This window comes from [Muricauda] lutisoli (nom. illeg.), from assembly GCF_017313105.1.
GTDB classification, from domain to species: domain Bacteria; phylum Bacteroidota; class Bacteroidia; order Flavobacteriales; family Flavobacteriaceae; genus Flagellimonas; species Flagellimonas lutisoli.
Genome location: NZ_JAFLND010000003.1, coordinates 480033 through 492226, shown reverse-complemented (window position 1 = coordinate 492226; position 12194 = coordinate 480033). Strand labels below are relative to the sequence as shown.

Here is a 12194-nt window from a genome sequence, read left to right as displayed (position 1 = left end):
TATTTGTTCATAAAGATAGCCATTCCATGTTGTCATTTGGTAAAAAGAAAAAACAGGAAATAGATTTGGAGCAGCACGAACTTTTGGAGCATGCCCATAAACGCATCAAACAAAAGAAAAGGTTGTATTACCACTTAGTGATTTTTTTGATCGGCAGTATTTTTCTGATTCTCGCCAACAAAGTCCTAAAGTATGGTGAAGCCTACGATTGGTCCATCTGGATTGTTTTGGTCTGGACCTTTTTAATCGCTCTGCACACCTATAATGTTTTTGTGACCAACAAATTCATGGGGCAAAACTGGGAGCGTGAACAACGTGAGCGATTGGTGAATCTTCAAAAAAAACGTATCGACGAAATCCAAAAAGAAATAGAAACGGATTTCCCACTTTCCAAAATCAATAAAAAAAAAGAAGATCAATGAAAAAATTGGTCATTATTGCCGCGGCGGCGGAAAACAATGCCTTGGGAAAGGACAACGAGCTGGTATGGCACTTACCCGATGATTTTAAGCGTTTTAAAAGTTTGACCTCGGGGCATAAGATCATTATGGGGCGAAAAACCTTGGAAAGTTTCCCAAAACCCTTGCCCAATCGTACCCACATCGCAATTACTAGAGATGAAGATTATACACCAAAGTTCCCTTGTACCATAGTGCACTCTTTGGCAGAGGCCATAGCTTTGGTAAAGGAAGATGAGACGGCATTTATAATTGGCGGGGGCGAAATTTACAAACAGTCCATGGACCGTGCCACGGATATTGAACTTACAAGGGTTCACGGCACTTTTGATGCAGATGCCTTTTTCCCTGAGATCGATGAAGAGCTTTGGGAGCTGGTAAAGGAGGAGTATCATCCAAAGGATGATAGGCACAAATATGATTTTTCTTATCTCTCTTACAAAAGAAGGTAACAACTAAAAGTCCAGAAAGGATACTTGAGCACTTGTCCGGTCGATCAACTCCTTGATTACCGAAACATCCGTATTGGTATAAAAAATATACTTGTCCCCCCCCTGCCCGTTTGAAAGTAAATTGCTACGTTCCAAGACAGCCTTGGTCTGACGCGCCACAGCCTCGCCTGAATCTATGATATTGATATTGCTGGGCAGCATCTCCTTCAACACAGGGATCAAATAGGGGTAATGGGTGCAGCCCAATACCAAACAATCAATATCCTGATCGAGCATGGGCTGTAAAAAGCCATCCAACAGTGTTTTCATTTCTTTGGATCGTATCTTACCTGCTTCAATGAGCTCCACCAATCCTTTTCCTTCTTGCTCCAGAACGGTTATCCCTTCAGCATAGAGTTTTGAGGTATTATGGAACAAACTACTGGAAAGGGTTCCCTTGGTGGCCAAAACACCCACTTTTTTTGTTTTGGTATGTAGTGCCGCAGGTTTGATCGCAGGTTCGATGCCGATAAAGGGAACATCGTAATGCGACCTAAGATGATCTATGGCATTGGTAGTGGCGGTATTACAGGCCACAAGAATAATTTTACAACCTTTATCGAGCAACAGCTCCGTGTTTTTGATGCTCAACCGCAAAATTTCTTCTTTGGATTTTTCGCCATAAGGGGCATTGGCGCTATCTGCCAAATAGATGGTATTTTCATAGGGGAGCGTTTTCACGACTTCTTTCCAAATGGAAGTACCTCCTACGCCTGAATCAAAAATTCCGATTGGTTTTGCCATACCTAAAAATAGCTCCTTAAATTTTTAACGCATAAAAAAACCGCTTTAATTAAAGCGGTTTTTCAAATATTGTAACATCACGGTTTAGAAACCAAGCTCCTGCTTAACTGCTGGCAAAAGATCTTTTCCTTTAGCCACGATCAAGCTTAGCCCAGGGCTAGCATCGATTACATAATCGTACCCTTCCGCAGCCGCTACTTTTTCGATGGCCGCTTTTGCTTTCTCGGAAATTGGCGCAAACAACTCTTGTTGCTTTTTTTGCATTTCCTGCATGGCAGCTTGCTCAGCTTCCTGAATGTTTTTTTCGAACCCTTGAAGCTCTACCGCTCTTTGTTCGTTCTCTTCCCTTGTTTTGGAAGTAGCTTCATTTTGGTATTGTGTATACTTGTTTTGAAGCTCTGTCATGGAGCTTTGGATATCCGCTCTGTAAGTTTCCTGTAATTTCTTCAATTCAGCCTGTGCAGCCTTCATCTCCGGCATTTCAGACAATAGTTGCTGTACATTGATGTGTGCAACCTTGCTCTGCGCGTTTACAAAACCCGTAGCCGCAACAAACAATACTAGGGCCACAGCAATCCTTTTTACATTTTTCATGATTCTCAACGTTACTTTTTTTACTTTAAATTTAGTGTTTCAATATAATCTATCCTATTGAATCCTTTTGTTGTTCTTGCGCTTTTTTTCGTTCTTCCAATTTGGCTTTTCTCTTGGCTTCGCGCTCTTCCAATAATTTTTTTCTTCTTGCTTCGTATGCTTTTTTACGCTCCTCGCGTTCCTTTAACTTTTGCGCTCTTATCTCCTCGGCTGCCTTTTCCCTTTCTTCCAAGGCTTCTGCTGCTTGCTCCTGTCTTTCCCTGAGCGCGTCGCTAATTTGGTCCTCGTCTTCTTTAAACTGCTCCAGGCGACTTTGTTCCTGTTGTTTTTTGTTGGATGCACTGATTTTTCTGGTGCGTCCTATCTCCCTTAAGACCAAGTCACTGATATCGTGTCTTTTTTCGGAGTACAACATTACAACATCTGCGGATTTATCAAAAATAAAATCGTATCTTTTATTGGCTCCGATTTTTTGTACCTCGTTGAAAACCTGGTCTTGGATTGGCTGTATCAACAACTGTTTTTGCAACACCAAATCTCCCTGTGGTCCAAAACGATCTTGCTGGTAGTCCAACATTTCCTTTTCAAGAATTTGGATTTCCTCTTCCCGCTCCAAAATAAGCTCATCGGTCAAAAGCACCTTTTCTGCCATCAAATCTTTTTTCATTTGATCAATGACGCTTTGTTTTAGCTCAATTTCCTGTTTCCACTTTTGAGCCTTGACATTTAATTGTTCGGTGGCGTCACGATACTCCTCAACATTTTCGAGAATGTACTCCATATCCACATACCCTATGCGCACTCCTCTTTGGGAAAACCCATAAAGGGAAGACATTATAACAACTAATGATAAAAGAACTTTGGTATTCATCTTTGATTCCGCATTTTACATAGAAAATATCGTGCCAAAATTACTAATTAATTTAAAATGAACCATTTACAAATTAGCTGCGCACATTTTTTCCATTAATTAAAACTGCTGCCCGATGATGAAGTGCGTTTGCCAGCCACTTGGTCCGACAGATCCTGGACGGGCATCGGTATCGAAGCCATAACCAAAATCAATCCCCAAAAGTCCGAATGCCGGCATAAATATACGTAGCCCCACTCCGGCAGATCTTTTTAATTGAAACGGATTATAGTTGTTAAAATTGTTGAAAGCGTTACCAGCTTCCAAAAATGATAGTGCGTAAATAGAGGCTGTTGGCTTTAAAGTAAGCGGATATCGCAGTTCCAAAGAGAATTTATTGTAGATCGTTCCCCCATCCTGTTCCAACCTGTTGGTAATTGGGTTGGTGCTATAAGGTGTGAGAGATTGGTTCTCATAACCACGTAGCTGTACCACATCCCTACCATCCAAAGTAAAGTTTCCTAGACCATCGCCACCTACATAAAAGCGTTCAAAAGGTACATCGCCTATATCGTGGTTATACGCACCTAAAAATCCAAATTCAGCATTGGTCCTTAAAGTAAGTTTACCTATTATGGACTGGTACCAATCTCCTTTGAATTTTATCTTGTAATACTCCAACAACTTGAATCGTTCCTCCTCCAAGCGCTCCAATTCATCGCTCAGTTGGGCAAACTCAAGTTCCTCCTCTGCAGATCCAGGCTCACCAATCTCAAAGAGGTCGCGGGTTATGCCGTCAATATCGTCCCTAAGTTGTCCGTAATCCTTATTGCTGAACAAAGAATAGGGCGGTGTGAATTTGGCTGTCAATTCAAAATTGGAACCAGAAGTTGGGAATATTCTGTTGGGCCCTTGGGAACTTCTTGAGATACCCAAGGTGTAACTCAACGAATTGGAACTTCCGTTACCAAAATTGAACAGTCCACTGTTATAATCGTTAAAATCATATAGCTGGTAACTCAATGAATGCGATATTGTGAAAAAATCGTCGGGCCATTGTACCCTTTTGGCCAAACCTGCAGAAACTCCTGTTATGGCAAAGCCTCGGGATTTATCCACATCCAACCTACCGTTTCGACCGTAGCCAGTTGCAAATTGTTGCGTTCTGGAAAGGGACAAATTAAACCTAACCGGTTTTTTACCGCCCAACCAGGGTTCTGAAAAATTCAAGCTATAAACCCGGAAAGTCCTACTGGCCTGCAAACGTAAGGCAAATGTTTGACCATCCCCCATAGGGACCGGCTTATAAGCTTCTTTATTAAAAATATTCTTAAGTGAGAAGTTGCTGAAAGAAAGTCCCAGCGTTCCGATGAAACCTCCACCACCAAAGCCACCTTGTAGTTCTATTTGACTGGAACCTGATTCCACAAGACTGTAGTTTATATCCACAGTCCCCGCATTAGGATCAGGGTTTTGGATATCAGGAACGATCTGCTCTGCATCAAAAAATCCTAGTTGACCCAATTCCCGTATGGTCCTGACAATATTGGATTTACTATATTTTTGCCCGGGTCTTGTTCGAAGTTCCCTAAAAATGACATGGTCATTGGTCTTGTCGTTACCCGAAACGGTTATATGGTCCAAGAAGGTCTCCTTACCTTCAATTATCCGTATTTCGAAATCGATAGTGTCATTTACAGCAGAAACCTCAACGGGATTGATGCTTGAGAACAGATAACCATTGTTCTGATACAAATTTGTCAAATCCTGTGCATCTGGATCGGAATCGTCTGCGATTCGCTCTTTGAGCAAAACACCGTTATAGGTATCCCCTTTTTTGATTCCAAGATATTGGCTCAACATCCTGTCCGTATAAACAGAATTACCAACAAAATCGATATCACCAAAGTAGTACCTATCGCCTTCTTCTACCTTTATAAATAGTTCAATGTTCTTTTCATCCAATTTCACGAAACTATCGGACAGCACCCTTGCATCCCTATATCCCCTTTCGGCATACGTGTCCACCAGATTGGAAAGGTCTTCCTCAAAGTCTGCTTCAATATATTTGGACTTTTTCCAAAAACGATACAACTTTTTCTTCTTGGTATTCTTCAGGGACTTTCTGAGTCTTTTGTTCGATAGCTTTTCGTTACCGATAAAGTTGATGTTCTTTATTTTTACTTTATCGCCTTTGCTCACATTGATCACCATGTTCTGAACATTGGCGCCTGTGGTATCCGCCGCTGTAGCGATACTTACCTTGGCATTGAGAAAGCCCTGCTTTTTATATTTGTTCTGAAGATAGTTTTTGGTGTTCGCAATTAAACTTTCGGTGATTTTCTTGCCCTTTTTAAGGTCGGTATCATCTATGATGTCCTCTACCTTTCGTTTTTTAACCCCATAAACAGTTACATTATTCAGGGTTGGACGTTCCGTAATATTGAGTTCTAAAAATATCTTGTCATCCTCGATCTTGGTGTAATACATTTCCACATTACTGAACAAATCAAGGTTCCACAACTTTTTGATCACCGCACTTATTTCATCACCCGGCACTCTAATGGGCTGACCAACACGCAAACCTGTATAACTCTTTACAGTTTGTTCGTTATAGCTTTGCAGGCCGGTAACGGTTAATCCACCCAATATATACTGCTTGCCCTCCTCAAAAGAGGTTTCTTGGGCAATACCCTGGGCTGAAAATAATAATAAGGGGATAATAAGGGCTGAAAGTATGTAGTTTGTGATACCCTTAGTTAAGTTGTTCGCTCGTTTTTCCAAATCGTCGTTCTCTATTTTGGTAACTTAATATGGCCTCTACCAAATGGTTTTCTCTAAAGTCGGGCCAAAATACATCAATAAAATATAATTCGGCGTATGCAATCTGCCAAAGTAAAAAATTACTTATCCTACATTCGCCACTGGTGCGAATAAGTAGATCTACATCAGGCAAAAAGTGCGCATAAAGATGTGTATTTATAACTGTTTCATCAATATTTTCGGGGGAAATTATGTTATTTTTAACTTTGGTCGCTATCTCTTGAACCGCCGTTTTTATCTCTTCTCGGGAGCCATAGCTCAATGCCAGCGTAAGGGTCATCCCCGAATTATTCTCAGTTTTGGACATCACCTCGGTAAGTTCTTTGTACACTTTTTTGGGCAGTGTATCTATCTTACCTATGGCCCTCAGCCTAATATTATGTTTGTTCAAGGTCTTCAATTCCCGTTTAAGGGCATTCACCAAAAGCCTCATTAAAGTATCTATCTCGGTTTTGGGACGATTCCAGTTTTCTGTGGAAAAAGCATAAAGGGTTAAAAATGGTATCTGGAGTTTTGCACAGCTCTCAACAGTTTGATTTACGGATTCCACCCCGTTCTCGTGTCCGAACATACGTATTTTGCCACGCTGTTTGGCCCATCTGCCATTACCGTCCATAATAATGGCCACGTGCTGTGGTAGTTTTTCTTTGTCTACGTCCTCTAGTGTGTGCATTTTACTGAAAACAATCCTGGCAGGGCTTACGTCCAAAGGTATACGTTAATGTTATACCTGAAAAAACGTACCAGTCATCGCTCAATATGTTCCCGAATCGGAATTGCTCAAAATTGGAACCTTCTGGGTTACTTGCGTCCAAATTGTCCGTAAAAGTATATCTGGCCCCAATTTCGGCACCAAGAATCAAGAATTGATTTAAACGATACTTAGCCCCAACCGTCATTGGAATTGCAAAACTACCTTCTTTTTGGTTAATATCCTGCATCTGAAGGGCATCAATATAATTAAAATCGTATCTAAAGTAGGTTACACCTGTGTATAAGTAAGGCGTGAAGGCGGGTCCGAGCTTATGGAGATTATATTCAACAAAGTTAATTTCCAGTCCAGCGGAGAACTCAAGGATCGAATTATCCACCAAATACCCCCTTTGTTGTCGGGATTGCATATGCGATTTGGTATCATCCGCGGTTACTTGGCCATAAAGAACGCTGGCCCTCCACGCATAGCGTTTTCCCTTGTTCCATTTAAATATTCCACCAAAGGCCGGGCCCGAAGGTAAAATGTAGTTGGTTCTTCCCACATCGCCTATCATATTGGCTCCACCGGCGAACACACCTATCTCGTAGGTCTGTGCACTTACCTTGATCACACAGCATAGAAAAACAGCCAAAACTATTCGCATACTTTCCAAAAAGTTTCAAGAATTAAGAGTAAAGGAAGGTCTATAGATTTATATTTAAAGTTGCTCTCCCTTGTTAAACAGTTTTTCACCCCTTTTATTGTTTTTGACGGCATCAATTGCGCCTATCTTCTCCCCAAAGCAATTTGTTGCGCAAGGTTTTTAAGAAACTTTCAGATTTATACTCGATCATTTTGATGGTAAAGTCCGCTTTTTTGATCCTGATTTCCTTATCGTTCGGAATATCGGCTATTCGCGAATCCAAAGACACCAAATGGGTTTGCTCCCGACCTGAAACCTTTAGCCTAATTTGGGTATTATCGGAAATCACCAAGGGACGTGCATTTAGGTTGTGCGGCGCAATGGGAGTTAACACCAATGATTTTGCCGAAGGGGCAATGACCGGACCACCACAGCTCAAAGAATACCCCGTTGAACCAGTGGGGGTGGAAACAATTAATCCATCGGACCAGTAAGAAGTTAAATATTCATCGTCAAGCCAAGTTTCCACGGTAATCATGGAGGTAGTATCCTTGCGACTAACGGTGATTTCGTTCAAAGCAAAGTTGAGTCCATTGAACTCATCCAGACCAGAGTTGAGCTCTACCTCCACCAAGGTTCGTTCTTCAATGGTATAGTGTCCAGCTTCGAACTCTGTGACCAACTTGCGTACATTTTCCTTTTTAAAAGTGGATAAGAACCCTAAACGACCGGTATTGACACCAACTATGGGTATACCGTAGTCCTTGATGTAAGTTACGGCCCGCAACATAGTGCCATCGCCACCAAAGCTCACGAACATATCAAAAGAAGCGTCCAATCCTTCGGATTGGGTAAATGTTCCCTTTACCTGTTCTTTGGTAATCTGAGCGACGAGTTTATTAAAGTTCTCCTCTACATAAACCTCGGCATCCAACTTCTTCAATTCGTCCAAAAGCTCCTCTACACAAAGCTGGTCCTCCTTCTGAAAAGATTGACCGTATATGGCTACCTTCATACTAAACGTTAAGATATTTTTCTAGATAGTCGGAACGTTGCTTCAAATCTTCCAAGAACTGATCGTCGCTGTTGCCGAACACAATGGTGTAGTTGTACCTCCGAAAAGTCTGGGCCACCTCGTTTAAGCTCTGCGTTCCTACCTTTAAGGTAATCTCCACAATATCGTTCTGCGAATCCGTAATGAAAGCCCCCAACAAACGAGCATTGTTACCCTCCACAATTTGCGCGATTTCGCTAAAAGAGTAATCCTTTATTCCAATGGAAACCACTAAAATAGCTCCTGGCTCCCTAAAGAAAGGGGTGTCGATAAATACGTCCACTACGTCTTCAAGGTCATAATACCCGATAATCAACCGGTCTTCATCCAAAACAGGTAGCACATTGGCCTCATTCCTAGAGAACATTTCCAGCACATCCAACCAAGCAGTTTCCTTGGTCACAAAAAAGTCCTCCATCTCAAACCTGAAATCGTCGACCTTTTTTTCAGGTTCAAAACAAGCTAGATCATTCTCGGAAAGCAATCCCAAATAGGTACCGTTCTCGGTAACTCCAACATGGGAAAATGTAGTTTCTTCAAAAAATGTAATCACATCTTTCAAAGTTTCCGATACTTCAAAAACGGGAACTGTATTGATTATTTTGTCTTGAATCTGCATAACATGTCTATTAGGTGCAAAATACTAATTTAAAATGGCAAAAGGCATGCCGAATTCTTATTTTTGACAATCTAAAAAAGAACTCCATGACAAAGTTGAGTGTCAACATAAATAAACTGGCAACTTTAAGAAATTCCAGGGGCGGCAACGTACCCAACTTGATTACTTCCACCAAGGACATTGAATCTTTTGGTGCGCAGGGCATTACCATTCACCCACGACCTGACGAAAGGCACATCCGTTACCAAGATGCAAGGGACCTCAAAAAAGTAGTGACTACAGAATTCAATATCGAGGGGAATCCCATACCCAAATTCGTTGACCTGGTACTCGAAGTAAAGCCCACACAGGTTACTTTGGTGCCCGATGCCGAAGATGCCATTACCTCCAACGCTGGTTGGGACACCATAAAGCACAAGGATTTTTTGGTGGATGTCATCAAAACCTTCAAGGAAAATGGCATCCGTACCTCTATTTTTGTGGACCCCGACGTGGAAATGGTCAAAGGGGCCGCGGCAACAGGGACCGACCGCGTGGAACTCTACACGGAAAGTTTTGCCGATGAGTTTGCCAAAGGCAACAAAAAAGGTGGTATTGCCCCATTTGTCGAGGCAGCCAAAATGGCACACGAAGTTGGCCTTGGCCTCAATGCAGGACACGACCTTAGTCTGGACAATATCAAATTTTTCAAAGAACACATTCCGCACTTATTGGAGGTTTCCATTGGACACGCCCTAATTTGCGAATCCATTTATCTGGGCCTCGAAAATGTGGTGAACATGTACTTACATCGATTGAAATAATGGAGATACTGCATTCAAAAATATTGGGCGAAGGGCAACCTTTCATCATACTTCACGGTTTTTTGGGCATGTCCGACAACTGGAAAACCCTAGGCACCCAATATGCCGAAAATGGCTTTCAAGTTCATCTGATAGATCAGCGCAACCACGGAAAAAGTTTTCATTCCGATGAGTTCAATTATGATGTATTGAGCGATGATGTCATCAACTACATGAATCATCATAATATAGATTCCGCCTATGTAATGGGACACTCCATGGGAGGGAAAACAGCCATGCAATTGGCCACTACACATCCGGACAGGGTGAAAAAACTGATTATCGCGGACATTGCGCCAAAATATTATCCCCCGCATCACGATTTCATCTTCAACGGTCTTTCTCATTTGGATTTTAACCAAATTTCGGACAGGCGTCAGGCTGACGAAGAATTGGCCAAACATATAAAGGACAGGGGAATTCGACAGTTTTTACTCAAAAACCTCTATTGGGTAGAAAAAGAAAAATTAGGATTTCGCTTTAATTTTGATGTGCTCAAAAACCGCATGGAGGAAATCGGTGAAAACATATTCCCCAATGCCATTTATGATGGTCCCGCCCTCTTTTTACGTGGTGACCGTTCGGAGTATATACAACCTAATGACTTTGCCGAAATTAAAAGACATTTTCCAAATGCTGAGATCGAAACCATTGATAAAGCAGGGCATTGGTTGCACGCGGAGAACCCGAAACAGTTCTACGAGAAGAGCTTTACGTTTCTGAATTCTTAAAATTCACCCCTTTTTATTATGCATGCATAATTTTTTCACCCTTTTAATTGTCTGTATGATAAATTTGATATAGATTTGATTCATTCCGGTTTACCATAAGAATTAACATAGACTAACTGAAACAGATTATTTGATATGAAAAAGTTTTATGCCTTACTTCCATTTTTAGGCTTATTCTTGATTGCATGCGAAGATGACACCCCAATAATTGAAACTCCCGAACCAACTCCCGAATATACGGCCGGCTCTGCAGATTTTAGCAAATATGTAGCTGTGGGTAGCTCTCTTACTGCAGGGTACTCCGACAATGCCCTTTTTATTGCAGGCCAGGAAGCATCATTCCCCAATATGTTGGCCAGTAATTTTGCACTAGTTGGCGGAGGGGACTTTTCGATTCCTTTTATGGCGGACAATTTGGGCGGCATGACATTGGCAGGAAACCAAATTACAGACAATAGATTAATTCTGTCTTTTCTTGGCGAAAGCCCTGCTCCCGTGCCAGTTTCAGGAACACCGGCCACTGAGGTCTCCAACAAATTATCTGGTCCTTTTAACAATATGGGAGTGCCAGGCACAAAAAGTTATGAATTATTGGCACCGGGATATGGAAGCGTGGCCGGCGTTGCAATGGGCACAGCCAACCCTTATTTCGCTAGGTTTTCATCATCTGAATCTACTAGAATAGTTGATGATGCTGCATCACAAGGTGCTACTTTTTTCACTTTATGGGCAGGCTCCAACGATATCCTACTTTATGCCGTAGGAGGAGGCACCGGCGTTAATCAGGCAGGAAACCCTGACGCAACCACCTATGCCAGGGAAGATATAACTGATCCAACCCTTTTTGCAGGTGCAATCAACGGTGTGTTGGGCGCCATGACCGCCAATGGAGCCAAAGGTGTTATTGCCAATTTACCCAATTTAACGGATCTACCTTATTTCACAACGGTACCACACAACCCAATTCCATTGGATGAAGCAACTGCAGCCTCTTTAAACAGCATGGAAGCATATGGTGCCTATAATGCAGGTTTGATGCAATTGCAGGGACTTGGCCTTATTTCAGCGGAGGAAGTGGCAAAACGAACTATCACTTTTTCAGCTGGTGAGGGAAATGCTGTGGTGATTCTGGACGAAGACCTTACCGACTTAAGCGCTTATGGATTGGACAACCTGAGACAAGCTACGGCAGATGACCTTTTGGTACTTACCGCTAGCTCTTTTATAGGAACGTTAGCCGACCCCAATAATCCAGCTTCGGTGAATGGAGTTGGTGTCCCTTTGGCCGACCAATGGGTATTGACACCGGAAGAACAGGCCATTGTAGAAACTGCACTGAATACTTTTAATCAAACTATCGCCGGTTTGGCTACCTCCTACGACCTTGCATTTGTTGATGCCAATGCATTGTTGAGCAACCTGAACACCAATGGTGTACCACTAAGTGACGGTAGCGTTGTTACCGCAGAGTTTGCTACGGGAGGAGGATTTTCCCTAGATGGTGTTCACCCAGCACCAAGAGGCTATGCCATTGTGGCCAATGCCTTCATTGATGCCATCAACGAAAAATACAATTCGAATTTGCCCGGCGTTAATCCATTGGATTACACTGGACTTTATATTGACTAAACAAACATTATTTTCTTTATCT

At 42.1% G+C, this 12194-nt stretch carries 13 protein-coding genes; 5 read left to right on the top strand and 8 right to left on the bottom strand.

The window, feature by feature from the left end:
* Positions 1 to 26 precede the first annotated feature (26 nt).
* Both J0X13_RS13095 and J0X13_RS13090 read left to right on the top strand, forming a co-directional pair.
* Entirely contained in the window at positions 27 to 422 is a 396-nt protein-coding gene (locus tag J0X13_RS13095) for a 2TM domain-containing protein (RefSeq protein WP_207071847.1), read from the top strand.
* On the top strand, positions 419 to 910 hold the full coding sequence (locus J0X13_RS13090) for a dihydrofolate reductase (protein WP_207071846.1): 492 nt from the start codon (positions 419 to 421) through the stop codon (positions 908 to 910). The genes J0X13_RS13095 and J0X13_RS13090 overlap by 4 nt, the downstream gene beginning before the upstream one ends.
* A gap of 3 nt (positions 911 to 913) precedes the next feature.
* Here J0X13_RS13090 and murI read toward each other — a convergent pair whose 3' ends face one another.
* From murI to J0X13_RS13050, 8 genes are all read right to left on the bottom strand, one after another.
* Positions 914 to 1693: a glutamate racemase gene (gene murI / locus J0X13_RS13085; RefSeq protein WP_207071845.1), complete on the bottom strand. Its 780-nt coding sequence runs from the start codon at positions 1691 to 1693 to the stop codon at positions 914 to 916.
* An 84-nt stretch (positions 1694 to 1777) separates the two neighbouring features.
* Positions 1778 to 2287 (bottom strand): OmpH/Skp family outer membrane protein, encoded by a 510-nt coding sequence (locus tag J0X13_RS13080; protein WP_207029942.1) that lies wholly within the window; start codon positions 2285 to 2287, stop codon positions 1778 to 1780.
* Between the two features lie 49 nt (positions 2288 to 2336).
* On the bottom strand, positions 2337 to 3158 hold the full coding sequence (locus J0X13_RS13075; RefSeq protein ID WP_207071844.1) for an OmpH/Skp family outer membrane protein: 822 nt from the start codon (positions 3156 to 3158) through the stop codon (positions 2337 to 2339).
* Between the two features lie 99 nt (positions 3159 to 3257).
* The gene (locus J0X13_RS13070; protein ID WP_207071843.1) at positions 3258 to 5921 is read right to left on the bottom strand and encodes a BamA/OMP85 family outer membrane protein; all 2664 of its coding nucleotides are present in this window, start codon (positions 5919 to 5921) and stop codon (positions 3258 to 3260) included.
* Entirely contained in the window at positions 5893 to 6633 is a 741-nt protein-coding gene (gene uppS, locus J0X13_RS13065; RefSeq protein ID WP_207071842.1) for an undecaprenyl pyrophosphate synthase, read from the bottom strand. Before uppS ends, J0X13_RS13070 begins: the two co-directional genes overlap by 29 nt.
* 1 nt (position 6634) lies before the next feature.
* Positions 6635 to 7318 carry a type IX secretion system protein PorG gene (porG, locus tag J0X13_RS13060; protein WP_207029946.1) on the bottom strand — a complete coding sequence of 228 codons (684 nt, stop codon included), beginning with the start codon at positions 7316 to 7318 and terminating at the stop codon, positions 6635 to 6637.
* A gap of 112 nt (positions 7319 to 7430) precedes the next feature.
* Complete coding sequence (locus tag J0X13_RS13055; RefSeq protein ID WP_207071841.1) at positions 7431 to 8312, bottom strand: NAD kinase; 882 nt, start codon at positions 8310 to 8312, stop codon at positions 7431 to 7433.
* A 1-nt stretch (position 8313) separates the two neighbouring features.
* Positions 8314 to 8970: a CBS domain-containing protein gene (locus J0X13_RS13050; RefSeq protein WP_207071840.1), complete on the bottom strand. Its 657-nt coding sequence runs from the start codon at positions 8968 to 8970 to the stop codon at positions 8314 to 8316.
* An 86-nt stretch (positions 8971 to 9056) separates the two neighbouring features.
* Here J0X13_RS13050 and J0X13_RS13045 point away from each other — a divergent pair, with 86 nt between their 5' ends.
* The 3 genes from J0X13_RS13045 to J0X13_RS13035 all read left to right on the top strand — a co-directional run bounded on the left by J0X13_RS13045 (position 9057) and on the right by J0X13_RS13035 (position 12172).
* On the top strand, positions 9057 to 9773 hold the full coding sequence (locus J0X13_RS13045; RefSeq protein WP_207071839.1) for a pyridoxine 5'-phosphate synthase: 717 nt from the start codon (positions 9057 to 9059) through the stop codon (positions 9771 to 9773).
* Positions 9773 to 10543, top strand: coding sequence for an alpha/beta fold hydrolase (locus tag J0X13_RS13040; RefSeq protein ID WP_207071838.1), 771 nt, complete (start codon positions 9773 to 9775; stop codon positions 10541 to 10543). Before J0X13_RS13045 ends, J0X13_RS13040 begins: the two co-directional genes overlap by 1 nt.
* Before the next feature lie 135 nt (positions 10544 to 10678).
* The gene (locus J0X13_RS13035; protein ID WP_207071837.1) at positions 10679 to 12172 is read left to right on the top strand and encodes an SGNH/GDSL hydrolase family protein; all 1494 of its coding nucleotides are present in this window, start codon (positions 10679 to 10681) and stop codon (positions 12170 to 12172) included.
* Positions 12173 to 12194 lie beyond the last annotated feature (22 nt).